Source organism: Priestia sp. JNUCC 25 (genome assembly GCF_053667915.1).
On record NZ_CM132211.1, the window covers coordinates 1,374,349 to 1,399,145 of the forward strand.

27 protein-coding genes and 1 riboswitch are annotated in these 24,797 nt (G+C 38.0%); of the genes, 18 read left to right on the forward strand and 9 right to left on the reverse strand.

Annotated elements, in window-relative coordinates; translation table 11 throughout:
- The first annotated feature begins 41 nt into the window (after positions 1-41).
- The 9 genes from dinG (at position 42) to JNUCC25_RS07055 (ending at position 9,698) form a co-directional block, all read left to right on the forward strand.
- Positions 42-2,843 (forward strand): ATP-dependent DNA helicase DinG, encoded by a 2,802-nt coding sequence (gene dinG / locus JNUCC25_RS07015; RefSeq protein ID WP_029325125.1) that lies wholly within the window; start codon positions 42-44, stop codon positions 2,841-2,843.
- An 89-nt stretch (positions 2,844-2,932) separates the two neighbouring features.
- A complete protein-coding gene (locus JNUCC25_RS07020) occupies positions 2,933-3,730 on the forward strand; it encodes a ComEC/Rec2 family competence protein (RefSeq protein ID WP_029325126.1) in 798 nt (265 codons plus the stop codon).
- 188 nt (positions 3,731-3,918) lie between these two features.
- Positions 3,919-4,089: a YpmA family protein gene (locus JNUCC25_RS07025; RefSeq protein WP_013056102.1), complete on the forward strand. Its 171-nt coding sequence runs from the start codon at positions 3,919-3,921 to the stop codon at positions 4,087-4,089.
- An 11-nt stretch (positions 4,090-4,100) separates the two neighbouring features.
- Complete coding sequence (locus tag JNUCC25_RS07030; protein ID WP_013056103.1) at positions 4,101-4,589, forward strand: cell wall elongation regulator TseB-like domain-containing protein; 489 nt, start codon at positions 4,101-4,103, stop codon at positions 4,587-4,589.
- Between the two features lie 133 nt (positions 4,590-4,722).
- Complete coding sequence (locus tag JNUCC25_RS07035; protein ID WP_013056104.1) at positions 4,723-5,907, forward strand: pyridoxal phosphate-dependent aminotransferase; 1,185 nt, start codon at positions 4,723-4,725, stop codon at positions 5,905-5,907.
- 155 nt (positions 5,908-6,062) lie between these two features.
- Positions 6,063-7,355, forward strand: coding sequence for an asparagine--tRNA ligase (gene asnS, locus JNUCC25_RS07040; protein WP_028407969.1), 1,293 nt, complete (start codon positions 6,063-6,065; stop codon positions 7,353-7,355).
- A 336-nt stretch (positions 7,356-7,691) separates the two neighbouring features.
- On the forward strand, positions 7,692-8,399 hold the full coding sequence (locus tag JNUCC25_RS07045; RefSeq protein WP_016763459.1) for a DnaD domain-containing protein: 708 nt from the start codon (positions 7,692-7,694) through the stop codon (positions 8,397-8,399).
- Positions 8,400-8,539: 140 nt separating this feature from the next.
- On the forward strand, positions 8,540-9,211 hold the full coding sequence (gene nth / locus JNUCC25_RS07050; RefSeq protein WP_064471477.1) for an endonuclease III: 672 nt from the start codon (positions 8,540-8,542) through the stop codon (positions 9,209-9,211).
- Positions 9,198-9,698 carry a YpoC family protein gene (locus JNUCC25_RS07055; protein ID WP_029325128.1) on the forward strand — a complete coding sequence of 167 codons (501 nt, stop codon included), beginning with the start codon at positions 9,198-9,200 and terminating at the stop codon, positions 9,696-9,698. Before nth ends, JNUCC25_RS07055 begins: the two co-directional genes overlap by 14 nt.
- Positions 9,699-9,733: 35 nt before the next feature.
- On the opposite strand, the gene JNUCC25_RS07060 is transcribed toward JNUCC25_RS07055, so the two are convergent.
- Positions 9,734-12,568, reverse strand: a complete 2,835-nt coding sequence (locus JNUCC25_RS07060) for a transglycosylase domain-containing protein (RefSeq protein ID WP_454223007.1) — start codon at positions 12,566-12,568, stop codon at positions 9,734-9,736.
- A 63-nt stretch (positions 12,569-12,631) separates the two neighbouring features.
- Positions 12,632-13,231 (reverse strand): Holliday junction resolvase RecU, encoded by a 600-nt coding sequence (recU, locus tag JNUCC25_RS07065; RefSeq protein WP_013056110.1) that lies wholly within the window; start codon positions 13,229-13,231, stop codon positions 12,632-12,634.
- Positions 13,232-13,304: 73 nt separating this feature from the next.
- Between recU and JNUCC25_RS07070 the strand changes: the two genes are divergently transcribed.
- The gene (locus JNUCC25_RS07070) at positions 13,305-14,300 is read left to right on the forward strand and encodes a DUF2515 family protein (protein WP_029325130.1); all 996 of its coding nucleotides are present in this window, start codon (positions 13,305-13,307) and stop codon (positions 14,298-14,300) included.
- An 11-nt stretch (positions 14,301-14,311) separates the two neighbouring features.
- Here the strand turns inward: JNUCC25_RS07070 and JNUCC25_RS07075 are convergent, their stop codons facing one another.
- Positions 14,312-14,413, reverse strand: coding sequence for a spore protein (locus JNUCC25_RS07075; RefSeq protein WP_373274930.1), 102 nt, complete (start codon positions 14,411-14,413; stop codon positions 14,312-14,314).
- A 227-nt stretch (positions 14,414-14,640) separates the two neighbouring features.
- On the opposite strand from JNUCC25_RS07075, the gene JNUCC25_RS07080 reads away from it, so the two are divergent.
- Entirely contained in the window at positions 14,641-14,895 is a 255-nt protein-coding gene (locus JNUCC25_RS07080; RefSeq protein ID WP_029325131.1) for a hypothetical protein, read from the forward strand.
- 45 nt (positions 14,896-14,940) lie between these two features.
- Entirely contained in the window at positions 14,941-15,291 is a 351-nt protein-coding gene (locus tag JNUCC25_RS07085) for a YppE family protein (RefSeq protein WP_013056113.1), read from the forward strand.
- 355 nt (positions 15,292-15,646) lie between these two features.
- Here JNUCC25_RS07085 and JNUCC25_RS07090 read toward each other — a convergent pair whose 3' ends face one another.
- Complete coding sequence (locus tag JNUCC25_RS07090) at positions 15,647-15,817, reverse strand: hypothetical protein (protein ID WP_165573332.1); 171 nt, start codon at positions 15,815-15,817, stop codon at positions 15,647-15,649.
- A gap of 126 nt (positions 15,818-15,943) precedes the next feature.
- Positions 15,944-16,138, reverse strand: coding sequence for a YppF family protein (locus JNUCC25_RS07095; RefSeq protein ID WP_013056115.1), 195 nt, complete (start codon positions 16,136-16,138; stop codon positions 15,944-15,946).
- A gap of 229 nt (positions 16,139-16,367) precedes the next feature.
- Here JNUCC25_RS07095 and JNUCC25_RS07100 point away from each other — a divergent pair, with 229 nt between their 5' ends.
- Positions 16,368-16,781, forward strand: a complete 414-nt coding sequence (locus JNUCC25_RS07100) for a YppG family protein (protein ID WP_013056116.1) — start codon at positions 16,368-16,370, stop codon at positions 16,779-16,781.
- A 31-nt stretch (positions 16,782-16,812) separates the two neighbouring features.
- Here the strand turns inward: JNUCC25_RS07100 and JNUCC25_RS07105 are convergent, their stop codons facing one another.
- Both JNUCC25_RS07105 and JNUCC25_RS07110 read right to left on the reverse strand, forming a co-directional pair.
- On the reverse strand, positions 16,813-16,959 hold the full coding sequence (locus tag JNUCC25_RS07105) for a hypothetical protein (protein ID WP_013082337.1): 147 nt from the start codon (positions 16,957-16,959) through the stop codon (positions 16,813-16,815).
- A gap of 145 nt (positions 16,960-17,104) precedes the next feature.
- The gene (locus JNUCC25_RS07110; protein WP_454223011.1) at positions 17,105-17,659 is read right to left on the reverse strand and encodes a CotG/ExsB N-terminal domain-containing protein; all 555 of its coding nucleotides are present in this window, start codon (positions 17,657-17,659) and stop codon (positions 17,105-17,107) included.
- A 170-nt stretch (positions 17,660-17,829) separates the two neighbouring features.
- Between JNUCC25_RS07110 and JNUCC25_RS07115 the strand changes: the two genes are divergently transcribed.
- The 5 genes from JNUCC25_RS07115 to JNUCC25_RS07135 all read left to right on the forward strand — a co-directional run bounded on the left by JNUCC25_RS07115 (position 17,830) and on the right by JNUCC25_RS07135 (position 23,558).
- Positions 17,830-18,915 (forward strand): CotH kinase family protein, encoded by a 1,086-nt coding sequence (locus JNUCC25_RS07115; protein ID WP_029325133.1) that lies wholly within the window; start codon positions 17,830-17,832, stop codon positions 18,913-18,915.
- Between the two features lie 130 nt (positions 18,916-19,045).
- Positions 19,046-20,164, forward strand: a complete 1,119-nt coding sequence (locus JNUCC25_RS07120) for a hypothetical protein (protein ID WP_064471480.1) — start codon at positions 19,046-19,048, stop codon at positions 20,162-20,164.
- A gap of 64 nt (positions 20,165-20,228) precedes the next feature.
- Entirely contained in the window at positions 20,229-20,891 is a 663-nt protein-coding gene (locus JNUCC25_RS07125; RefSeq protein ID WP_029325135.1) for a hypothetical protein, read from the forward strand.
- Between the two features lie 167 nt (positions 20,892-21,058).
- Positions 21,059-21,176, forward strand: a riboswitch (SAM riboswitch).
- Positions 21,177-21,247: 71 nt separating this feature from the next.
- Positions 21,248-22,393 carry a trans-sulfuration enzyme family protein gene (locus JNUCC25_RS07130; RefSeq protein WP_029325136.1) on the forward strand — a complete coding sequence of 382 codons (1,146 nt, stop codon included), beginning with the start codon at positions 21,248-21,250 and terminating at the stop codon, positions 22,391-22,393.
- On the forward strand, positions 22,377-23,558 hold the full coding sequence (locus tag JNUCC25_RS07135; protein WP_013056123.1) for a trans-sulfuration enzyme family protein: 1,182 nt from the start codon (positions 22,377-22,379) through the stop codon (positions 23,556-23,558). Before JNUCC25_RS07130 ends, JNUCC25_RS07135 begins: the two co-directional genes overlap by 17 nt.
- Before the next feature lie 35 nt (positions 23,559-23,593).
- Here the strand turns inward: JNUCC25_RS07135 and JNUCC25_RS07140 are convergent, their stop codons facing one another.
- Positions 23,594-23,860, reverse strand: a complete 267-nt coding sequence (locus JNUCC25_RS07140; RefSeq protein WP_029325137.1) for a hypothetical protein — start codon at positions 23,858-23,860, stop codon at positions 23,594-23,596.
- 62 nt (positions 23,861-23,922) lie between these two features.
- Positions 23,923-24,582 (reverse strand): SIMPL domain-containing protein, encoded by a 660-nt coding sequence (locus tag JNUCC25_RS07145; protein WP_013056125.1) that lies wholly within the window; start codon positions 24,580-24,582, stop codon positions 23,923-23,925.
- Positions 24,583-24,797: the final 215 nt, after the last annotated feature.

The following is a 24,797-nucleotide window of genomic DNA, read 5'->3' on the forward strand; positions in this document are numbered from 1 at the left end:
CACTTTATACTATAAAAAGACAGACTTGCGAGGTGTTGACCGTGAATAAACGCTTTGTTGTGGTAGATCTTGAAACGACGGGACATTCTCCAAAACAAGGAGATAAAATGATTCAATTTGCTGCTGTCATAGTAGAAGACGGCAAAATTGTTGAACGTTTTTCTAGTTTTTTAAATCCGGGTATGGATATTCCGCCTTTTATTACACAACTAACTAACATTCAAAATGATATGGTGAAAGATGCGCCTTTATTTGAAGAAATTTCACCTAAAATTATAGAATTGCTAGATGATGCTTATTTTGTTGCACATAATGTGGCATTTGATTTAACTTTTTTACAAGAAGAACTCTATCAGTGCGGAAGGGAGACACTTTATAATTCAACCGTAGATACCGTCGAACTGGCCCGGATTCTGCTGCCTACAGTTGATGGGTACAAACTTAGCCAATTAGCTGAGTATTTACATATTGAACATGAAAACCCTCATCAAGCAGATAGTGATGCAGAAGTAACGGCACGTATTTTACTATTACTAATTGAAAAATTAAAGAAGCTACCTCTAACAACTTTAAAGCAGCTGTATGCGCTAAGCTTGCACTTTAAAAGTGAAATTGGAGAACTGATTCAACAAGTTATAGATGATAAAAGTTATGCCGAGGATGATTGTTATGAATTTATACATGGCATTGCGCTAAATAAATATCAGCCGCATTCAGCTAATGAAAAGCAGCACTCTCATACTTACGAAATATTTGAAGCTGAAAAGCAAAAGCTGTTCCATCAGGCTCTGCCATTGTTTGAAGAACGAAAAGGGCAGTGGGAGATGATGAACTTTGTACAAGAGTGCTTTGCAGGTAATGAGCATGCTTTAATTGAAGCCGGGACCGGTATTGGTAAAACCTACGCTTATTTAGTTCCTGCTGTGTTTTATGCTTCTGTTCATCATCAACCAGTCATTATCTCAACTAACACGGTAACGCTTCAGCAGCAAATCATCGAAAAAGATGTGCCCATTCTAGAAAAGATTGTTCCGTTTCCTGTTACAGCAGCTGTTTTAAAAGGAAGAGAACACTACATTAGTATAAGAAAGTTTATTCAGCTCTTAAAAGAGCGCAATAATAATTACGATGCAATCCTCACAAAAGCGAAGCTGCTTATTTGGCTGACGGAAACGGAAACGGGCGACAGCGATGAAATAAACCTGCCTTCTGGCGGCAAACTTTTTTGGGAACAGCTAAATGAAAGCAATCCGTCTCCAAGTGATTTTAAGCATCCTTGGAAACTTTATTCTTTTTATGAACGAGCGCAGAACAGAGCGCAAAATGCCCATATCGTAGTGACAAATCATCGCTTGCTGTTGATGGATGTGATGAGTAATCATGAGCTGCTGCCTGATTATGAACAAATTATTATTGACGAGGCTCATCACTTAGAAGACATTGCCGGAGAAGAACTGGGAGAGCGCTTAGATTATTTTGCAGTTCATGCGCTATTAAACAGAATCGGAACTATTCAAGACAAAGGGCTGTTAAAAAAAGTTCATCATACGTTTGTAAAATATAGCATCGAGCTTAACACTGAACTTCTTCAAAACCTGTTTGTGCAGCTTCATTCTGAGTGCGATGACTTATTTCGCTTGATTCATTCTTTTGTCCAAAAAAGAATCGGCAATCAGCAGGGCGAGATTGGAAGAAGCAGCTATCGATATAAAGTGGAAAAGGAGCATGGGCATTACTGGACGGCTATTCAAGAAGCAGCGTCGCGCATTCGTTTTTTAATTCACGATCTTTTTACATGGAATGATGGGGCAAAACATTCCTTTGACGAACTATATGACAAAGTCACAAAAAATGAACAGTCGTCTCTTCATGAATTTCAAACGGCTGTTAAAGGATTTGAGCATATATCTCAGCAAATAGAAAAGCTTTTGTTCAAACAGCAGAGTCATCACGTAACGTGGTTTGAGATTGAACCAAAAGGAGCAGCGAATGCTACGTATATCTATAGTCAGCCTACCTCCATTGCCGATACGCTGGCTGATGAATTTTTCGCTAAGAAACAAAGCGTTATTTTAACATCGGCTACATTGACGGTGAATGGAACATTTGATTATTTAATTCAAGAGCTAGGGTTATATGACTTTCAGCCTGCTCAACTCATTCTCCCTTCCGAGTTTGATTATGAGAAGCAAGCTAGAGTCTATATTCCTCAAGATATGCCTGCTGTTAACGAAGTATCATTATATGAGTATAGCGCTATGATGGCAGAAAGTATTCTTGACGTAGCTAAAGTAACAAATGGTCGTATGCTGGTGCTTTTTACTTCATATGACATGTTGAAAGCTACGTATGGTTATTTAAAAGAGTTAAACGATCTTGAAGAGTTTGTACTGCTCGGTCAAGGAGTCACAACTAGAAATCGTAATAGACTGCTAAAGGACTTCAGCCAGTTTGAGCATTCCATTCTATTAGGTACAAACAGTCTGTGGGAAGGAATTGATCTGCCAGGAGATTTATTATCATGTCTCGTAATTGTCAGACTTCCTTTTTCATCTCCAAATCAACCTCTGCTGACAGCTAAATTTGAGCAGATGAAAAAAGAAGGAAAAAGTCCTTTTATGAATTATTCACTTCCCCAGGCCGTTATCCGTTTTAAACAAGGATTTGGACGGTTGATTCGTTCCAAAAGTGACCGAGGAGCTATATTTATTTTTGATAATCGTATTACGCGAACAGCATATGGGTACCATTTCCTTCACTCACTTCCAAAAGTCCAGGTTGTTCAAAAAACGTTTTCGAATATATTACTGGACTACAAAGAATGGTGGAATGAAAAGACTTGAGCATACGCTTAAGTCTTTTTTTTATGCATACTGTTTCTTCACTTGAGAGACGATAGTAATATACTATGATAAGCAAATGAGGACAGTGTATGATTAAAATATTAATAAGTGCTGTACTGTTTTTTAGTTTTATGAACTGTTCGGTTTCAGCAGCCGTCATTAAAAACGTAGATTTTGGTTTACAAGCTGATGAAGTAGTGATCACCTTTTTACCTCTTTCAGCTGGAGAAGCGAGTCTGATTCAAGACGGAAGCGGTGAGACTATTTTAATAAATACCGGGAATGCATCTTCCTATCCCGAGCTAAAGAAGTGGTTGAAGCGATATAAAGTAAAAAAAATCAACCAATTAGTGATTACGAAACAGCAAAAGTACTATGATTCAAATGTTCAGCGAGCTGTGAATGATTATCATATAGAGCGTATTATTGTCCCGGCTGAGTACCAGGCGGAATTTCAAACAGAGAAGTGGAAAGAAAGTGATTTATTTCAGTTAACAAATAATATACACGTTGATGTCTTGCATGCATCGAAGCAAAAAACAGCGGCTATGGATCTATTATTTACAATCGGAGAACATCGGATTCTATATGCAATGAGCAGCTCAGATGAAGTAGAAGAAAAGTTTTTACGCATTCCTCTTACCCATGTAGATGTATTGAAAATTCCTAATTTTGGAGAGGGAACGTTTTTTTCGAATGCATTTTTGAAGCAAATAGATACACAGCTTGCGGTTGCGTTTACGAAACCAGGCCGTTCCTATTCCCCTCGACTGCTTTCAAATTTAACAGCTGAATGGATTGAATTATATGACGTAAGAGAGGGGAGCGCTTACTCTATTAAAATGTCGCTAAAATCCTATGATGTGATGAAATTTTCTGCAAAATAAATAAATTTCCTTTTGCAAAAAGAGGTAAATTCCTTATAATATTATATATGTTTACTTATTTATTCGGTTTTTACGCAAAACGTACAGATTGGATTGATGAGTGAAAAAGATGACGATGGTTTTTGATACCTGTTATAATACGGATATCGTCATTTTTGCGTCGTGATAGACGAGCTAGGAGGTTTACAATGGAAAGTAGGATTGAAGTATTATCAACTGTCCGCGTGGAAAATTCCTCGGATTTATATAAAATTGTTGATAGTTTGAATCGCACGTTGAAAAAGCAAGATTTGATGTTCGGATTAGCGTTAGATGAAGAAGATCAAAGCAAAGCTGTATTTACAATTTATCGTACATAAGTAGGGATTTTATGAAAAAGTTAATTATTGTAGCGGTAGCTGCTGTGCTTTTAATTATCGGGGGCATTTCTTTTAGCATTTATCACTCGTCCGTGAAGGATGTGCAGTCTGCTGAGGAAAAAGCAGCATCCCAAGCAAAAAAAGAATTTAATTTGAAATCTGTCACAAGCACCCAGCCATATTTCGGCAATCATGCATTTTATGTAGTAGAAGGTACAAACCGAAGCAATCAAAAGGTAATTGCTTGGATGCCTAAAAGCAAAAAACAAACAGCTGTTTTAAAGAAAGCAAGCAGCGGGATCACAAAAGAGAAAGCCATTTCCATTGTGAAAAATGATAAAAATCCGCAGGAAATTAAGTCGGTGCGCCTAGGCATTGAAAATAAAAAGCCGCTGTGGGAAGTAACATATGTGGATAAAGATAAGAAACATTTAACATACTATTATCTTGATTTCTCTAGCGGTGAATTTATAAAACGATACAGCTTATCTCAATCATAAATCGTTTATACCATATGAAATACCATATGTGTCATAATATAAGATTTCAGCGCTTTATGAAAATGAAGCCAATTTTTTATCTATAATCAGCCCGCGGGCTGATTATAGCTTTAGTTCATAGGGGGAGATTTTAGTGAAGTTAGCAAAACGTGTATCAGCATTAACGCCATCATCAACATTAGCGATTACAGCAAAAGCGAAAGAATTGAAAGCGGCTGGTCATGATGTGATTGGACTTGGAGCAGGGGAACCTGATTTTAATACGCCGCAGCACATTTTAGAAGCGGCTGTTACAGCAATGAATGATGGTCAGACAAAATATACGCCAGCAGGCGGCCTTGCACCATTAAAAGAAGCGGTAATTGAAAAATTCAAACGCGACCAAGGCCTGACGTATTCACCTTCTGAAATTATTGTTTGTACAGGTGCTAAGCACGCACTGTATACGTTATTTCAAGTTCTGTTAGACGAAGGTGACGAAGTGATTATCCCAACTCCTTACTGGGTAAGTTATCCTGAGCAAGTAAAGTTAGCAGAAGGTACACCAGTATTCGTTGAAGGTTCTGAAAATAACGAATTTAAAATCACACCTGAACAATTAGAAGCGGCTATTACTGCTAAAACCAAAGCTGTTATTATCAATTCACCAAGCAACCCAACAGGTATGATTTACACAAGAGAAGAGCTACAAGCTTTAGGAGAAGTTTGCTTGAAGCACGATATTTTTATCGTATCAGATGAAATTTATGAAAAGCTTGTGTATGGTCAAAATGAACATGTATCGATTGCACAGCTTTCACCAGCGTTAAAAGAAAAAACAATTATCATTAACGGTGTTTCTAAGTCACATTCCATGACGGGCTGGCGCATTGGATATGCAGCTGGTGATGCTACAGTTATTAAAGCGATGACAAACCTAGCGAGTCACAGCACGTCAAATCCAACATCTATTGCTCAATATGCAACAATTGCTGCTTATAACGGCACTCAGGAGCCGGTGGAAATGATGCGACAAGCTTTTGAAGAGCGTCTAAACGTAATTCATGAAAAGCTGATTAACATTCCAGGGTTCTCATGCTTAAAACCACAGGGTGCTTTCTACTTATTCCCTAATGCAATTGAAGCTGCAAAGTTAACTGGTTTTGATACAGTTGATGCATGGGTAGAAGCTATTTTAGAAGAAGAGAAGGTAGCGCTAGTGCCTGGTTCAGGATTCGGTTCACCTGAAAATGTACGTCTTTCTTATGCTACATCACTAGATCTGCTAGAAAAAGCAGTGGAACGCATCCATTCATTTATGACTCGTCATATGAAATAAAAAAGATTATATTTAAAAACAAAGGAGCCTTTTAGCACAAATCACACGTGTTAGAAGGCTCTTTTTGTTTGTTACTTGTTATTATGTTTGTCGAAATGTATAATAGGATGGCATACATAATTACGAAATGTAAGTTTTTTGGAGGGATATTAATCGTGAAAATTACGATTTCAGAAGCAAGCAAGCATGTAGGAAAAGAAGTAACAATTGGTGCTTGGTTAGCGAATAAACGTTCAAGTGGTAAAATTGCCTTTTTACAGCTGCGCGATGGATCAGGATTCATGCAAGGGGTAGTTGTAAAAGCTGAAGTAGAAGAAGAAACTTTTAAATTAGCTAAATCTATGACGCAAGAATCATCACTATATGTAACAGGTGTGGTACGTGAAGATGAGCGCTCACCGTTTGGCTATGAGTTAACAGTTACAAGCCTTGAAGTTATTCATGAAGCTGTTGATTATCCAATTACGCCAAAAGAACATGGAACAGAGTTCTTAATGGATAACCGTCATTTATGGCTCCGTTCTAAACGTCAACATGCTGTTATGAAGGTTCGTAACGAAATTATTCGTGCAACGTATGAATTCTTTAACGAAAACGGGTTTACAAAAGTAGATCCGCCAATCCTAACAGGAAGTGCTCCTGAAGGAACAACAGAATTATTCCACACGAAATATTTTGACGAAGATGCATATCTTTCTCAAAGCGGACAGCTTTATATGGAAGCAGCGGCAATGGCGCTCGGAAAAGTATTTTCATTCGGTCCAACGTTCCGTGCTGAAAAATCTAAAACACGCCGTCATTTAATTGAGTTTTGGATGATTGAACCAGAGATGGCTTTCTACCAATTCGAAGATAACTTGAAAGTACAGGAAGAGTATGTGTCTCATGTCGTACAGTCTGTTTTAACAAACTGTAAGTTAGAGTTAAATGTACTAGGCCGTGATACATCTAAGTTAGAACAAATTAAAGCGCCATTCCCTCGTATTTCGTACGATGACGCTCTTAAATTCTTACATGAAAAAGGATTTACAGACATTCAGTGGGGAGATGACTTTGGAGCACCGCATGAAACGGCTATCGCAGAAAGCTATGACAAGCCGGTATTCATTACACACTATCCAACGTCATTAAAACCATTTTATATGCAGCCAGATCCAACAAATGAAGACGTAGTATTATGCGCAGACTTAATCGCACCAGAAGGCTACGGAGAAATCATTGGAGGCTCTGAACGTATTCATGATCAAGAGCTTTTAGCTCAGCGTGTAGAAGAGCACAAATTAGATACTGAAACGTATAAGTGGTATTTAGAGCTTCGTAAGTATGGCTCAGTTCCACATTCAGGATTTGGTTTAGGCCTTGAGCGTACGGTAGCATGGATTAGCGGCGTAGAACACGTTCGTGAAACGATTCCATTCCCACGCTTATTAAACCGTCTATACCCGTAAGGAAGTGAAAAAAGTATTCTGACTCTTGTAGTCAGGATACTTTTTTAGCGTTCTTTATGAATCATAAAAAGAAAAGAAAAACGAGGCTTTTACTTATATCATAAGGAAACAAAGGCAAACATAGAAAAGAGTCTAACTTAAAAGGGAGTTGCAATTCTCGAAAAAATAAGTTAGTGTAATATTCTTGGAAGGAAGTCATCGTTCGTATATATTTTATATGTGCAGAGCAATGGTACGGTTTCAGCGGAAAGTTTTACATAGAAGCTTTTTTAGCTTCGAATAATTATTACTTTGACTATAAACTTCATGATATACTAACTACTGAGGTGTTCGGATATGAAAAAAGAAACGTTAATTGAATGGTTTGAACAAGGCACAGTTTCAATTCCGAAGCTGCTGTTTAATCACTATAGCGATTTGGGAATGAACGAAACGGAATTCATGACGTTAATGCATATTTATGTTTCCATTGAAGGCGGTGAAGGTTTCCCGACACCTAACGAATTGGCGGCAAAAATGAGTATTTCAAGTGCTGTCTGTATGGATACGCTGCGAGCATTAATTCAGCGCGGCTTTTTATCTATTGAGCAAGATCAACAGCAAAACGCCCTTATTTGTGAACGTTATTCATTAAAACCGCTTTGGGAAAAGCTTATTCATCATATGATGCAAGAAACAAGAGAAGTAGAAAAAAGCGAAGAAGAACAAGAAGAGCTTAATTTATATACAATGTTTGAAAAAGAGTTCGGCAGAGCATTGTCTCCGTTTGAATGCGAAACGCTAGCGATGTGGATTGATCAAGATCATCATGATCCCATTATTATTAAAGCGGCACTAAGAGAGTCGGTGATGTCTGGAAAATTAAACTTCCGGTATATTGATCGTATTTTATTTGAATGGAAGAAAAATGGTATTCAAACCATTGATCAAGCCCGCAAGCATAGCCAAAAATTTCGTCAAAATCAACAGCCCAAAAAACTATCTTCTGTTAACCCTTCTCAGTCTACATCAGCCATTCCTTTTTTTAACTGGCTAGAGCAATGACAGGATAAAAAGCTGCTTCAAGATCCAAGTAATTGAATCTTGAAGCAGCTTTTTTAAAAGAATATGGACAAAAGTAGCATTTGACAGGAACCCTATTGTAAAATAGGAGGGAACTACCTGTAAGAAGAAGGAGAACTAGTATGTTAACGTTAAAACAAATCAGACAGTGCCTAGATGCTATGGCAGAAATGTTTCCTGACGCCCACTGTGAGTTAAATCATCGGAATCCCTTTGATTTAGTCATTGCTGTGGCGCTATCTGCTCAGTGCACAGATGCTCTAGTCAACCGCGTAACAGCGGATTTATTCAAAAAATATCAAACGCCTGAAGACTATTTAGCCGTTTCGTTAGAAGAGCTGCAGCAAGATATTAGATCAATCGGCTTATATAGAAACAAAGCTAAAAATATTCAAAAGCTCTGCCGTATGCTCATTGATGAGTACGGAGGAGAAGTTCCAACAGATCGTGATGAGCTGACCAATCTTCCAGGAGTAGGGCGTAAGACGGCTAATGTTGTTGTATCCGTAGCTTTTGGAGTACCGTCAATAGCAGTAGATACGCATGTAGAACGTGTAAGTAAGCGCCTCGGGATTTGCAGGTGGAAAGATTCTGTTTTGGAAGTAGAAAAAACGCTGATGAGAAAAATTCCGAAAGATGAATGGTCTGTTACGCATCATCGACTTATCTTTTTTGGACGCTATCACTGTAAAGCACAGTCTCCTCAATGTCATGTCTGCCCGCTTCTTGATCTTTGCCGAGAAGGAAAGAAACGAATGAAAGGAAAAGAGAAGAAGACAGATGTTACCGATTGAAGTGCCGTCACATTTCATATGCGAACCATTCTATTCAAAAGAAGATCGGGTTCTTGAAGTAGATGAAAAAAATGGAAGAAATTATTTTGCTTATGATATTTTATACGATGTACATAAAGAAACGAAAACACCTTGGAGGGATGTTCAAAAGAACATACGGCCATTTTTTGAAAAGTGGGAAACTCAAAGGGAAGAACTGTATACGCTTTTTTCTGTGCGAAAAGCAAAAGAAGCAGCCCCTTGTATGAAACAAGCTGCTGCGATGTATATTAGTTTACTGTTTTGGATTAACGGACAGCCCGTTCGGCGTTTAAATCGGCTGCAAGAAGATATAGCGGACCTAACCTATAAGCCTATTAACTGTGCTGAGAGACTTATGTTTTTGCTGCAGCGAGTTTCTTCTTATCAAGCGTATATTCAGCTGACAGAATTATTTAATGAGCTGCGTAAGCAGTATGCAAAAATGCTTATTCTTCACAAGAAATAAAGCCCCTACACGTGTAGGGGCTTTTTACTGCTACGTTAATTTTCAGTTGTTGGCTCTTGCTGCGGTGTAGCAGGTGTTGCCGGCGTCGATGGCGTAGCAGGGGTTTGTGGTGTTTGACTTCCTGAGTCACTTCCACCGTTGTCTGCTGGAGGAGTTGTTGTGCCTCCGTTATTACTGTTGTTGCCGCTATTACCATCGTTAGCATTGCCGCTATCATTATTGTTATTATCGGTATTGCCGCTATTGTTACCGCCGTTATTGCTGCCATTATTGTTGCCATTATTGTTGTTTTGGTTATCATCCGGCTGAGTAGATGAATCGTCACCTTGATCAGAGCCGTTGTTTTGATCAGTGTTGCTATTGTCTTCATTTTGATTATCGTCCGTTGTTCCGTCATCTTCAGGCTTAGTAGAATCATCTTCGGTAGCTTGATCTGATGAATCAGGGACTTTTACAGAAGAACTAGCGCTTTCGCCCGTATTTGTTGTTACGGTGAAACTATACGTTGCGCCTGGTGCTGGATTGGAAATTGTCTTTCCACCGGCTCCTGCGCCAGATGCGAGTTGTTCAGAACCGTTAGGAGATGACATTGTGACTGTAAAGGTCGTATCACTGGCTGCGTTTGAAGCTGACCAGTTAACTGAAATTGCTCCTCCGCTATACGAAGCAGTAATTTTTGGCTTCACATCTTTATTGTCTTTTTTCTCTTTTTTGTTCTCTTTTTTATCTTCTTTCTTTTCTTCTTTTTCTTTCTTCACAAACGTTTGAGATACTTTTGTCGGTGCAGTACCGCGTACAAAGTATTCCTTAGTAATTAAGCTCGAAGGAGTAGAGCCGCTTGGGCGTTTTAAGTCTTTGCCCGTTGGTTTTTCCACGGAACGTTCAACTACGCTGTCCGGCTGCTTGAAACTTCCTTTAGGTTTGCCTTCAGAAATATGAGTAATAACATGCTTAAAGATATTTTTTGCCATGCCTGTTTCATTAGGACTTAAAATATAGCCGTCTTTAGGAGTTTCATAGCCTGTCCATACGGAAATCGTATAGTTAGGCGTAAATCCATTAAACCAAACGTCTTTTTCACCAGCGTCTGGAATATTGTATCGTTGCTTGTCTGCCGCACTAAAGTTTGAAGTTCCCGTTTTACCCGCGATTTCTAATCCTGGTGTACGAACAGCACGAGCTGTACCATATGATTCGTTTACGACAGATTTCATCATGTCCGTCATCATAAATGCCGTGTAATCTTGCATTGCGCGTTTTGGTTTTGGCGTTAAATCAATTTCTGTTCCATCAGGGAATTTTACCTTTGTCACTGTATGCGGTGCATTGTACATACCTTCATTTGCAAAAGCGCTATAGGCTCCAGCCATTTGTAGAGGTGTAACACCTGTACGGAATCCTCCGATAGAATAAGATTCAGAATAAGCTTCGCCGTCTTCTTCGTCTAATTTTAGCCCAAGGCCCGTAGCGAACTCTTTTGCTTTGTCCGCACCGGTTGCTTGAAACGCTTTTAAAGCAGGGATGTTCAGTGAGCGTCCTAAAGCTTCACGCGCTGAAACCCAGCCTTTATAGTTTCGTCCGAAGTTTCGGATTGGCGTGCCGTTTGAATAATGATATTCTTCATCTTTTAGCGGTTGTCCAGTGGACCACTTTAAGTTCTCAATCGCTGGGCCGTAATCTAAGATCGGCTTAATTGTTGAGCCGGGCTGGCGTCTCATATTTGTTGCAAAGTTTAAGCCGCCTGATACACGATTACGTCCGCCTCCAATTGCTTGAATACCGCCTGTTTCATTATCTACAACGACAAGACCTGCTTGGAATTTATCGTTCGGGAAGTTGACTACTTTGTTATTCATCACATCATCCACATAGTCCTGAGCATTAGTGTCAAGCGTTGTATAAATTTCTAAGCCCGCAGAAAATGGATCCGCGTCTGTTTTCTTTTTTACTTCTTCGATTACTTGGTCAATAAATACATCGTACTTAGATGTTGATTCAGTTTGTTTAGCTAAGTGAGCCTGTACATCTACTTGTTTTGCTTTGTCGGCCTCGGCTTGTGTAATGAAGCCGTTTTTAGCCATTAAGTTTAATACTGTGTTACGGCGTTTAGTAGCATTCTCTGGGTTTGTAACTGGGTTATAAGTAGTTGGCGCTTTTGGTAAGCCTGCCAACATAGCAGCTTCATCAAGAGTTAAATCTTTTACGCTTTTAACTCCGTAAAATTTCTCAGCTGCTCGTTCAATACCGTATACTTCACCTGATGCGAAATATATTTTGTTTAAATACATTTCAAGAATTTGTTGCTTGGAATATTTACGCTCAAGCTGGTAAGCTAACCACATTTCTTGTACTTTACGTTTAACCGTCTTCTTTGGTGATAAGAACGAATTCTTTACCACTTGCTGAGTAATGGTACTACCGCCCTCAGCACCGAAGCCGTTTTTAAAGTTCGCCATTAATGCTCCGCCAATTCGGTAAAAGTCGACGCCGTGATGTTTATAAAAACGAACGTCTTCCGTAGCGATAAATGCGTTTTTGACGACTTGAGGGATTTCATCGTATTGCACATATGTACGTTTTTGAGCTCCAATTTCTTTTACAACTGTCTTTCCATCGTTTGCATATACTTTAGATGAAAAAGAGTTTTTTAATACCGAGTCATCAACTTTTGGAGCATCACTTATCATAGCAAAAAAAGTTCCCACTCCGGCAATGAGCCCGATGATTCCTATCAGTAAAACTGCGGCAACAATTTTACGAAATAGGCCTCCTTTTTTCTTCTTTTTCGGTTTTCCTTGAGATTTACCTTCTGGTTTGTTGTCATTCATAGCTCTTCGTCGTTCTTCACGAGAGCGATAATTATCTGACATAAAAACTCCTACCTTTCAACGCATTGTAAGAGAATGATTTCCGTAAACATATATATCATACTCTTAAAAGTATAATTTATCTATAGTTTTTATGTAATCGATTCTCGGATGGTAACCAAGTTCCATGAAATGTCCTTTTTTTTCAATATCTGCCTTAGGGATTGATTTTCGTCCATCTTTTTTCATGGCATCCCAATAAGGAAAAAGGAACTGTGCTTCGAACAAGTATATTTCTTGTAAAGTAGAGAACATTAATATAACGAAACAAATCCCGTTTTGTTTCACAATTTGCTTCATATGTTCAATTTGATGTTCATGAAAATTACGCAGCGGAAATGAGGTTTTATTTCTCGTTTCTTTTGCTTCAAAGTCAAGGTGTTTTCCTTTATAGACTCCATTATAGTCTGTAGTAGAAGCCTGTTTAAAATAAGCTTCTTTAATAACAGCGGCACTTCTCTTCGGATAGTCTACTTTTACAATTTGAACAGGGGTTGGTTTTTTGTGAACAATGGCTATTCCTTTTGAAACATAGTATTCATTTGTTTCGTTTAAATCGTCCTCCAGCGTCATACCACGATTGCTATAGCTAGCTTCTAGCTTTTTAGGGGAAGGACTGCTGGTATTCAATGGCTTATAGGCCTTTCCGTTAGGATAGCGAATCATAACCATCACTCCTTTAGTGTAAATCTATTAAACAAACAAATTCTATTATACCAAATCCTACAAATAAAAATAGATGAAAGAAGATGAAGAGATGTCACTCAATAGTTCGGAACAAGCGCTGTTGACGGCGATTAAAAAAACAACAGACAAGCTGAATATTGATAATATATCAAGAACCCAAGCTTATGCAACTTTTTATCATAGATATCCTGAAGTAAAGTGGGCATTTCTCGCAAGTATGGTATCCCGAAACGCAGGGTGGAATATGTGTGATTTGCAAGGGAAAACCATGAAAAAAGCGTTATCAAAGCAAACGCGCGATTTATTATTTTTGACGTACGAAAGAGCAAATTGGCTTATTTTCAAAGATGCCTTCCCGCAATTACTATTGTATGCTGTTTCGCGTAAAAAACATGTCTCTTACCTTCATTTACTTCCCTATTTAAATGTTTCATCTTTTATCGAAGAGAAGTGGAGGCAATTTATGCAGAAACCTTGTGAACTGGAGCTTATTCATGCGTTAATTGTGAATGAGCAGCACGTTATTCAAAAGCCCGTTATTGAACAGCCTTTTTATCAAGATAAAGTGTTTAAAAGTATGCTGTTTTTTTTTCAAGATATATTCCACTTTAGCTCCGTCCTTTTTCCTACTACAAAAGGGGAGCTATACGGTTGTTCTGTTCATGATTTTACAAAAGTAAATAATCGGATTGATTTGGGGAAGAAATTAGCGGCTTTATTATTTCATGAAAAGTATTATCCCTCGTTTTATGAATTTTCTTTGAAAACAAAGCATACGGGTTCGAGATACGATTATGAGCAGTATTTTGTGGATGAAACCAGTTGCTGTACACCTGCACTTCGAAAGGTGTATCCGGCTATTAGACATCATGAAAAAAAGAGAGAAAAGTGGTTTTTAACAAAAAAAGAGGAACAAAAGCTCATGAAAAAGCCGCATTTTCCAAAGAAAGTTCATTTTACAAAGTGGTATCTTCAAAAGCAAAAGCAGCTGCATATATTAATGAAAGTAGCGCAAGTAGTTAATGTAAATAAAAACGGTCACAAGTGACCGTTTTGTTCTTAAGTAGAAGGCTGGTTAGGACCGTTTAACTTTTTAGGATCACCGTAGGTTTTTGTTTCAGGCTTATTTTTAGGCTGTGATTTTTGCTCTTTGTTGGCCATATCTAGGCACCTCCTATCATGTTGTAATGAACGTTCAGCAGCAGAATGTATCCGCTTAGCTGAAATGTCTATACTAGTGTTTTCAATATGTTCTCTTTCGATTCACCATAAATGAAAATGTCGAAAACATCTTTCTTTGACGAATAGAAACTAGTTTTGTCATGTGTGAAGGGACATTAAATAAAAAAGAGAATACGTTATGCAAAGGAAAATTTGGAGGGATGGCGATGAAACAAAGTATGGTTAAAACAAGCGAAATGATGACTTTATTAGATAGCTTACTAGAGCAAGTAGATTTAGTGGATAAAACGATGTCTACATCTATAAATGAAGCATTTACACATTGTGAAGAAACATATATGGAACAAGTTCATCGCATTGACCAATCACTGCAAGAAATTGAAGTAGCTGTGTATGAAAGCATGCCTTCCGAAACAGAATGGAGTAGAAGCCGAAGAGAAATGGTTCTTCATACAGTATAAAGATTGTTTATGTTACAATAGTCATCGTAGAGGTGACGAATAACGATGAATGAAGATGTGAAAAAAAGTACGGAGATCATGTTTCAATATAATGAAGTAGCTGTAGAACGATTAGCGTCTATTCAACAGGAAGAAAATTATGAAGTGAAATTTTTTGAAGAAGTAAAGCCTTATGGAGATATTTTCTTCAAAGAACTTGATGAATGGGCTAGTCTCGTAACGGAATGGCTGAAGAAAGAGCGACCAAAATATATTCATGTTAATCAAGTAGAGACGTTAAAAGAAAATTTACAAAACGTTGTACTACAGTCATTTTATCCCGAGACGCGAGAAAAGCGATTTAAAAAGATGTATCACTCAAATAAGTATGTGCTCGAGTCGATATTGAATAATTAATCCCGGCCTTCCGTTAAGATCTACAAGGTGGGGATTTTCTATGTATGAAATGGTAACAAAAGTATTTTACTCGAAGTGAAAAACGAACTATCGATCATTTTTTGATTCGTAGTTCGTTTTTTTGATGATCAGCATAGGTTTCATCTGTTTCGTTCCGTCGAGTAGTTGATTGGAGGGCAAGGCGAAGACTCCTGCGGGAAAAGCGAAACAGATGAGACCCCGCAGAAAATGAAGCCTTGCACGGAGATCAACTGCGGGGTCATAAGCGGTTCAGCTCATGTATCCCATTTGTTCGTTTCTAGATTGGATTCATTTTGTTATGTCCCAGCCTCTTTTTATCATGATCAATAAAAAGTTAATCAAAATCTTTTTGAGATTGGATAGAAACAGCTGGGTGATCTTGTGAAGCGACTGTATCGATATGATAATCAACTTTTTCGGTATGTTTAGAAGCAACGGCGTTATTTGTTTTATTTACTGCACTTTGTCCCTGTTTTTTGTGATCAAAATGTTTTCCACGACTCATGAGATAGACCTCCTTTATTGAATACTACGTTAAAGCTTTTATAGTATAAACAAGTCAAAAAAGAAGTATGTGTCCACTTTAAAGGAAACAAAGAAACCACCGATTTCTCGGTGGTAGTAAAAAAAATTAATCGTCTTGTGCACTAAAATCGGGCTTAGTAGCTCCAATTTGTTCGAGTTCACGTACAGCGGCTTTGTAATTCATAGGAGTTAAAAAACCTTTTAAATACTGCTGCTGAGCAAAATCGAGTAATTCATTACTTGACTGCGGCTCATACTGTTTCACCGCTATAAAAGCTTCTTGAAGTTCGTTCACATACATGTAAATTCCCTCCTAATCCCCATTTGTGCCACTACGTATCGTAGTATCACTTGTTCTTATCGTACCATATATTTAAATAATCTCGTTTTTTTGAAAAATTTAAACTTTCGACAGAAACCTACATATTTTTGAATGCGTTCTCCAAAAGTACAAGTAGACGAACGTCACCTCTTATTTCTGCATACATACTATATATTATGTAATATTAAAAAGGAGGTATTGATTTTGCATGTATACAAGTAAGCACTATCCGTATTATGAGCAACATCAACCAGAACGTTTTGATTTAAGTCAGGTACATCCATTTCCGCAGTATCATCAGCAGCCATGGACGGAAGCTTATATGCCGCAACATCCGTACGCTCAGCAACAAATGCCTTTTGGTCCTCAGCAAATTCCCTATATGAACGGAATGTACCAGCAGCCCATGTACAATAATGCAGGTGCGCCTTTTAATCCATACCCTAAAGCTCAGCAACAAAAGCCTCAGCCTTCTCAGTTTCAGTCATTAATGTCCCAGTTTAAATCAAGTGATGGCAATTACGATATGAACAAGATGATGAATACTGCAGGGCAGATGATGGGAGCTATGAACCAATTAACATCCCTAGTAAAAGGATTTTCCGGGATTTTCAAAGTATAAGGACTAGAAGGTGTTTTCTAGTCCCTGCTTATTATTTCTTCTTTTGATTTTTCAAATAGTTTTCTCCAAGAAGTGTAAATACTTCATTGTAAGTTAATCCAGACTGAGCATTTAAACGTTTGACTTCTTCGATATCTGTTGTTGATGAAGTTGAAATTTGATGTTTGTTTTTTTTCATAAAACCTCTCCTTTTCTATGTAAAATGAATAACGCTCCATCTTAGTATATTTCCAAATGTTCCTCTTCTATAAGTGGAAAAAAACGCCGAAGACGCTCATGGCTCTTCGGCGTTTTTTTTCAATAAAGATGAGCGTTTAGAGAAATTAAGCACGGCGAGAGCGGCGAGTTCCACGAGAAGAACGGCGGGTACTTCGGGAAGAACGGCGAGAAGAACGGCGAGAAGAGCGGCGAGTAGAACGGCGAGAAGAGCGGCGAGAAGAACGGCGAGAAGAGCGGCGAGAAGAGCGGCGAGTAGAACGGCGAGAAGAGCGGCGAGAAGAGCGGCGAGTAGAGCGACGAGAAGAACGACGAGTAGAACGGCGAGTAGAACGGCGAGTAGAACGGCGAGTAGAACGGCGAGTAGAACGGCGAGTAGAACGGCGAGTAGAACGGCGAGAAGAGCGGCGAGTAGAACGGCGAGTAGAACGGCGAGTAGAGCGATGAGAAGAATGACGAGAAGAACCACGAGAAGAACGACGAGAAGAACCACGAGAAGAACCACGAGAAGAACTACGAGAAGAACTACGAGAAGAACTACGAGAAGAACGGCGACGTCTTGTCAGAGGGCCGGCAGTCGGCTCTTGAAACATAAAAGATTTTAATTCTGTACACTCCAGGGCCTCTGCAGCTTCTTTAATTTTTTGAGCTGTAATATGCAATTAAAAAACCTCCTATATATTGGACTAGGTATTGTCTTAATAGGATACGTTGCAGTATTGATTTTTGATATAGGGCAAAAGTGGAATTTACATAAATAGTTGATAGGATGAGGTATCACGGTGAATTTGAGGTTCATATAATTTATTAATTGAAGAAAGGTGGTCAAGTAATGAAACAAAAAGAAATTCCTCAATACGCTTTGTTTGTAAATGTAAAAGATTTAAAAGAAATGCACAGAGACATTTGGTCAGAAGAAGTCGTTCAGGCAACGATGAAATTTAACAAAAAGCGCTACGATATTGATTTGTTGCTAAGAGGCTCACATATTCGGAAGATGAAGAAAAAGTCATATTTTATTGAATTTTATTCCCCAAAAATCTTTCAGCATTCTAAAGAAATACATTTGAACGCTGAATACAAAGATCCATCCCTTATGCGTAACAAATTATCCCTCGATTTTTTCTCCTCCTTAGACGTTTTATCTCCTCAGTCTCAGTTTATAAACCTCACAATTAACGGTAAAAATGAAGGAATATATCTTCAGCTCGAATCGGTAGATGAACTATTTTTGAAAAAAAGAAATTTGGCGGATGGATCCATATTTTATGCAGTAGACGGAGATGCTAATTTTTCTTTAATGAGTGATTTGGATAAAAAGCCGAAAACATCCCTATTATCAGGTTATGAAGATAAAGTAGTGAAACAAGGAGATAAGGAAAAATTAGAACAGTTTATATTTAATGTTAATACATGGACAAATACAGAATTCGAACAGAATATTGAGAAGTATCTAAACGTCGACCGGTACTTATCTTGGTTAGTTGGTATTATTTGTATGCAAAATTATGACGGTTTTGTTCATAATTATGCTCTCTATCGAAACCATGACAGTGGACGCTTTGAACTGATTCCATGGGATTATGATGCGACTTGGGGAAGGGATGTAAATGGAAAAGTAATGGAAGGAGATTATGTCCGTGCACAAGGATTCAACACGCTTACAGCTCGTTTATTGGCAGTAGATGGAATTAAAAAGCGTTATATTAAAAAGATGAACAATGTTCTAAATAATCAATTTACAGTGGAATATATGAAACCCATCGTCTATCAAATGCACGAAGAGCTTAAGCCTTATATTTTGAAAGATCCTTATGTAAAAAACAATATAGAACAATTTTATGAGGAGCCGGCATTTATTTTATCCTTTATAAAAGACCGAACAGCATATATTAAAAATAATCTTCTTACTTTTTAGATACCATAGAATGATAGGCAGAAGTGGAATTTGTTAATAATAGGCAAATGTACGAAATCAATAGCTGTACATGATACGTATATATACAGTATGAATGACCAATATGGATGACTAACAAGGAGGAAAAAGAATGGAAAACTATTATTATTATTATGGGCAAAATCAAGGTCAAGATTCAAATCCAAACCGAAAACGCAGCCACAGCAAAAATGCAAATCGACCTGATAAAGGCTATTCTTCGCAGTTTAAACCTTTAAAAGGAAGAATGGTGACAGTTTATCGAGGAGGTCCTGAATCAAAAACAGGTTATTTACTTGATGTTCAGTCTGATTATTTAATATTAGCAGTAGAAAACGATAACAATAATAACAATGATGAAAATAATAATGAGGGAAATAGCAACCAAAACAACCAAAGCAACCAAAATAATCAAAATAATCAACAAGAATATACTGTTGTATATTATCATTTATCCCATGTTAAGAGTATTACGGAAGATGCTATGTCAAATTCAGCACAGACGTTTACCGGGTTTGATAATGAAGGTACTTTAGAGTTGTATAGAGGCAAGACATTTGCTAGTACTTTATCATTACTGAAAAGTAAATATGTTCAAATAAATCAAGGGGGTCCTGAGAAAAAAGCAGGCCAGCTCCTTGACGTATTAGGTTCGTCAGAGTCTGCTTACCTTGTATTACTGTCGGAAGATGATGGTATCGTCTATATCAATGTTGAACATGTAAAAAGTATAAGTGAATATCAAAACAATAATAACAATAATAACAATAATAACATTCAAATGAATAATCAATTTGCTACAAATCAGGAACCAACTTATATGAAATCAAAAAACTTTAATAATTTATTTACTCATCTATCACACAAATGGGTATCGATCAACGGCGGCGGTCCAGAAGCTGTAGAAGGTGTATTGGTGCAAAGTCGGAATGGTACTTTTACCCTTGTTCAGGACAATCAAGTATTACGCTTACAGCCAAGACATGTTAAAACCATTTGTGTAGGAGCAAAAGGATCTTTTAAACAAAATAATAATCAAGATGATGAGCAGAAAGAGGAAAATACAAATACTGAAGACGGAGGATCAACGGAAGGCGTTCCAGAAGGTCGTACAGGAAGAAGCCGCCGCACAGGTTCACACTCGTCAGGAAAAAGCCGCCGCACAGGTTCACACTCGTCAGCGTCAAGAGAGCAAGTCATCCAAACAAAAAATTATCGTTGGAAAGCATAATGAATAAGAACAAAAAAGGTGCTTATAAAGCACCTTTTCTGTCATATAGGAAAGAGGGAGGAGAATGAGTATAAATCGTTATATTAATAAAATTGTAGAAGTAGATATTTCAGGGAAAACTAATTTTATTGGCAGACTTGTTGACTTAGGGTTAGATGTCATGATTTTGTATAATGGACATGATTATTTGTATATTCCTCTTTTACACATGCATCGTTTGCGAGAAGTATCAGAAGAAGACTATACGGTTTTACGTGAAATAGAAGAGAACTTGATAGAAGAAAGTCAGCGAATTTCTTATCGTAATATTTTACAGCAGGCAAAAGGGAAATTTATTGAAATTTATGTAACGGGAGGGAAATCATTGCATGGCTATATCACAAGCGTGCTGAATGATTATCTTGTGTTTTATTCTCCAGTGTATAAAAATGTCTTTGTTTCTCTACATCATTTGAAATGGCTTACCCCTTACAGTAATGAGTTAACCCCTTATTCTTTAAGTGACAAAGAGCTCCCGGTAAGGCCCGCCTCTGCACCTTTTGTCAGAAACTTTGAAGAGCAGCTTAAAAAATATGAAAATCAACTGGTCGTATTAGATTTAGGGGATCAATCAGAAAAAATTGGCGTACTTAAAGAAGTTTCTAATAATATTGTTGAACTAATTACGGCAAATGGAGAAAGTATGTATTGGAAGTTAGCTCACGTAAAATCTGTGCACTTGCCTTAGAAAAAGAGACCTGGCTGTCGTCTCTTTTTTTTATGTGCTTATCAGGACAAGTATATTGAATAAACAAATGAGATGATTTGAATTTTTTAGAAAATTATGTTGACAATAAAGAAAATCTTTATTAAAGTTATTAACAACAAATGTTAACCACCAACAATTATATAGAACTCTTATCAAGAGTGGCGGAGGGACTGGCCCTGCGATGCCCGGCAACCATCAAATGAAACATTCATTTGAACGGTGCTAATTCCTGTGGAACATCAGTATTGTTCTAACAGATGAGAGAAATCGTGTATAAACGAACACTCTTCCATCTGTGAAGAGTGTTTTTTATTTTGAGTTAAGGAGAGAAATAGATGAAAATTGAAACTTTATTAGTTCGTTCAGGAGTAGGTCGCGACCCTTCAACAGGTTCTATTACAACACCCATTTATCAAGCATCAACATTTGCTCATCCTGCTTTAGGGCAAAGTACAGGATTTGACTATGCACGTACGGCAAATCCTACTCGTACAGCATTGGAAGAAGCAATTGCTGCTTTAGAAAAAGGAGAAGTAGGAGTAGCATTTGCTTCAGGAATGGCGGGCGTAATGGCAGTTTTAGCACTATTTAAAAACGGAGATCATTTAATTGTATCAGAAGATTTATACGGAGGAACGTACCGAGTACTAAATGAAATCTTTTCAGAGCAAGGAATTACTGTTTCGTACGTCAACACAGCCCATCTCGAGCAAGTAAAAGATGCGCTTCGTCCCAACACGAAAGCTTTATTTATTGAAACACCTACAAATCCAATGATGCACGTGACTGATTTGCCCGAAGCAATTGCGTTAGCTAAACAGCATGATTTGCTTACTATCGTTGACAATACATTCATGTCCCCTTACTATCAGCGTCCTTTAGAGCTTGGAGCAGATATTGTGATACATAGTGCGAGCAAATACATTGGGGGGCATAATGATGTAGTTGCTGGTCTTGTAGTCGCTCGATGTAGTAGCTTAGGAGAGAAAATTCGTTTTTATCAAAATGCAGCTGGGGCAATCTTAGGTCCACAAGATAGCTGGTTGTTGTTGCGCGGTGTTAAGACGCTAGCGCTTCGTATGGAAAAGCATAACGAAAACGCACTGGAAATTGCAAATTGGCTTACTGCTCATGATCTCGTAGAAAAAGTGTATTACCCTGGTCTTGAAACACATCCAGGCTATGAAATCATGAAGAAACAAGCGACTGGATTTGGAGGCATGATTTCTTTTGCTGTCTCACACCCTGACATCGTGTCCACGCTTTTGGAAAATGTTAAAGTTATTACATTTGCAGAAAGCTTAGGAGGCGTGGAAAGTTTAATGACATTCCCAGCTCGTCAAACACACGCTGATATTCCCGAGGAAATTCGAAATCGTGTTGGAGTAACAAACTGTTTACTGCGATTATCAGTTGGAATTGAGCACGCAGATGATTTAATTAAAGATTTGAAGGAGGCATTTGATGCATACCAACAATAATAAACATAGATTCGGTACGAACTTAATTCATGCAAATACAGGAATTGACGGTCATTTTGGAGCGGTTAACGTACCTATTTATCAGGTATCTACATTTAACCAAGAAGATGAGACGAACAACGGCCGCTATGACTATTCTCGTTCAGGAAATCCAACTCGTGAGGCTTTAGAAAACACCATTGCTCAGCTAGAAAATGGATACGCTGGTTTTGCTTTTTCATCAGGTATGGCTGCTATCTCATCGGTGTTATCTATTTTTGAATCAGGGGATGAAATTTTAGTTTCACACGATACGTACGGCGGGACATATCGTGTATTAACACGGTTATTTTCAAAGTTTGGTATCAAAACAACTTTTGTTGATACAACGAAGGTTGAGAAAGTAGAAGAAGCAATCACAAAAGATACGAGAGCTATTTATATCGAAAGCCCTTCAAATCCATTTTTACAGGTAACGGATATTAAAGCAGTAGCAAGTTTGGCGAAGGAGCGCAATCTCCTTACAATTGTAGATAACACGTTTTTAACACCTTATCTACAGCAGCCGATTGACCTTGGTGTAAATATTGTGATTCATAGTGCTACAAAATATATCAGCGGTCACAGTGACGTCATTGGCGGTCTAGTTGTGGTAAGCGATGAAAAGCTAGCAGAAGAAGTAAAGTTTGTACAAAATGCTTTTGGTGCTATCTTAGGACCACAGGATTGTTTTTTACTGCTTCGAGGAATTAAGACATTAAAAGTTCGTTTAGATCAGCAGTTAAAAACAGCGCTGCAGTTTGCAAAGTGGCTTGAAGAACAATCTCTAGTAAGCTGTGTATACTATCCAGGCTTAGAAAGTCATCCAGACCACAAGCTGATTTCAGAACAAGCAAATGGATACGGAGCTATGATTTCTTTCCAAGTACAGGATGAAAAAGTAGCACGACATATTTTACAAGGAGTGAAATTGGCTTCAATTGGCGTTAGTCTAGGTGCAGTTGAATCCATTCTAACGCATCCTGCAACAATGTCTCATGCAAGTATCCCAAAAGAAGTACGTGAAGAAAAAGGAATTACTGATTCACTTCTTCGCCTTTCAGTAGGGTTAGAGGAATTCGAGGATTTGAAGCAAGACTTTGACGCCGTTTTTCAAAGCTTAGAAGAAAAAGCGTTAATTAAATAAAAAAAGGACTTCCATCAAGGAAGTCCTTTTTATCGTTATATACAGCTATCTAAAAGGTTTGTGTATAGGAACGTAAGCGCAACTTTTTCATCAGAGGAGAGACTGCTGTTTAGAATTCTTTTTATGCCAAGATGATATTTTACATGCGGTGTTTGCCGGACGCGTGGATGAGTCATTTCATCCTTTAAATCTTTCATAATGGCTTCGTGAAGCTGATCTTCACTTGTCATGGCTTGTTTAGAAGCGAACGAACGGTTCAACCATAGGGTTTGATAAGCTGCTAGTAAATGTTCAGAAGTCATTGTGCAAAGTGCTCCTTTAGATTAGTTTCTTCATTATAATAATCTATAGTTTACCATAAGTATTAATACGTGTACGTAACTTTTACAGAAGCAGATACAGTCAAGGACTGAGCTTGAATAGGGGGAGAGGCCGCTAATAACTTAGGCGAGGAGCCAGATGACTGATAGACGGATCCTTCTTCGATTAAAATAGGGATTTGGTTAATAGGAAGCTGCAGCGTGTTGGCAATGGTAAAGGCCTTTTCCTTAGCGTTAAGCAAAGCTTTACTTATCGCTTCTTGTTCATATTTATCATCATTTGTAACGTGGAATTGAAGGTCTTGCGCTACGTTGGCTCCGCTCGAAAACGTAGCGTTATAGACGTCGCCCGCTTGTTTTACATCTTGTACTCTTACTCTAAATAAGTGCTGTACTTCGTATCCTGTAAGAGTCGATTTTCCATCGCTATAATCATATTTAGGATTTATGGTGAATGAAGCCGTTTCAATTTGCTGGTCATTAATTCCAAGGTTTTTTATCTCTTGCAGCAGAGTATTTGAAACAGCTGAATTTTCTTTTAAGGCTTCTTGAACGTCTCGGTTTTCCGTGCGCGTTCCAATCGTCATGGAAATTTCATTTGGAACTGCTGAAACACTTCCTTCACCAATTACTTTAATTTCTCTATTTTGTGTATCTACGCGCAGTTGCTGTGTAGGTTCATACGGGAAATAAGAATGTTGCATACCAAAAACCTCCTTTATTGATCTTTAGTATATATATGATAAGAAAAGGAGATTAAAAACAAAAAGAGATTGAGACATAACTAAATCAACCGCTAGAAGCACCTACATACATGAAACCTACATTCACCATACCAATAAAAAAATCCGAACGAATTTGATTCTTCATCAAGAATCTAGATTCATCGTTCGGATCTTCCTTCAACTAACATACTTTT

Coding starts and splice junctions, on each gene's coding strand:
- JNUCC25_RS07105 (WP_013082337.1), bottom strand. CDS start 16,959: ATGAAAAAAAACAAACATCAAATTTCAACTTCATCAACAACAGATATC.
- JNUCC25_RS07075 (WP_373274930.1), bottom strand. CDS start 14,413: ATGGCCAACAAAGAGCAAAAATCACAGCCTAAAAATAAGCCTGAAACA.
- nth (WP_064471477.1), top strand. CDS start 8,540: ATGTTAACGTTAAAACAAATCAGACAGTGCCTAGATGCTATGGCAGAA.
- JNUCC25_RS07080 (WP_029325131.1), top strand. CDS start 14,641: ATGAAACAAAGTATGGTTAAAACAAGCGAAATGATGACTTTATTAGAT.
- JNUCC25_RS07070 (WP_029325130.1), top strand. CDS start 13,305: ATGAAAGAAGATGAAGAGATGTCACTCAATAGTTCGGAACAAGCGCTG.
- JNUCC25_RS07055 (WP_029325128.1), top strand. CDS start 9,198: ATGTTACCGATTGAAGTGCCGTCACATTTCATATGCGAACCATTCTAT.
- JNUCC25_RS07045 (WP_016763459.1), top strand. CDS start 7,692: ATGAAAAAAGAAACGTTAATTGAATGGTTTGAACAAGGCACAGTTTCA.
- JNUCC25_RS07115 (WP_029325133.1), top strand. CDS start 17,830: ATGAAACAAAAAGAAATTCCTCAATACGCTTTGTTTGTAAATGTAAAA.
- JNUCC25_RS07095 (WP_013056115.1), bottom strand. CDS start 16,138: ATGTATGTGAACGAACTTCAAGAAGCTTTTATAGCGGTGAAACAGTAT.
- JNUCC25_RS07145 (WP_013056125.1), bottom strand. CDS start 24,582: ATGCAACATTCTTATTTCCCGTATGAACCTACACAGCAACTGCGCGTA.
- JNUCC25_RS07020 (WP_029325126.1), top strand. CDS start 2,933: ATGATTAAAATATTAATAAGTGCTGTACTGTTTTTTAGTTTTATGAAC.
- JNUCC25_RS07025 (WP_013056102.1), top strand. CDS start 3,919: ATGGAAAGTAGGATTGAAGTATTATCAACTGTCCGCGTGGAAAATTCC.
- JNUCC25_RS07090 (WP_165573332.1), bottom strand. CDS start 15,817: ATGAGTCGTGGAAAACATTTTGATCACAAAAAACAGGGACAAAGTGCA.
- JNUCC25_RS07060 (WP_454223007.1), bottom strand. CDS start 12,568: ATGTCAGATAATTATCGCTCTCGTGAAGAACGACGAAGAGCTATGAAT.
- recU (WP_013056110.1), bottom strand. CDS start 13,231: ATGATTCGCTATCCTAACGGAAAGGCCTATAAGCCATTGAATACCAGC.
- JNUCC25_RS07125 (WP_029325135.1), top strand. CDS start 20,229: ATGAGTATAAATCGTTATATTAATAAAATTGTAGAAGTAGATATTTCA.
- JNUCC25_RS07100 (WP_013056116.1), top strand. CDS start 16,368: ATGTATACAAGTAAGCACTATCCGTATTATGAGCAACATCAACCAGAA.
- JNUCC25_RS07120 (WP_064471480.1), top strand. CDS start 19,046: ATGGAAAACTATTATTATTATTATGGGCAAAATCAAGGTCAAGATTCA.
- JNUCC25_RS07085 (WP_013056113.1), top strand. CDS start 14,941: ATGAATGAAGATGTGAAAAAAAGTACGGAGATCATGTTTCAATATAAT.
- JNUCC25_RS07140 (WP_029325137.1), bottom strand. CDS start 23,860: ATGACTTCTGAACATTTACTAGCAGCTTATCAAACCCTATGGTTGAAC.
- JNUCC25_RS07030 (WP_013056103.1), top strand. CDS start 4,101: ATGAAAAAGTTAATTATTGTAGCGGTAGCTGCTGTGCTTTTAATTATC.
- JNUCC25_RS07135 (WP_013056123.1), top strand. CDS start 22,377: ATGCATACCAACAATAATAAACATAGATTCGGTACGAACTTAATTCAT.
- JNUCC25_RS07130 (WP_029325136.1), top strand. CDS start 21,248: ATGAAAATTGAAACTTTATTAGTTCGTTCAGGAGTAGGTCGCGACCCT.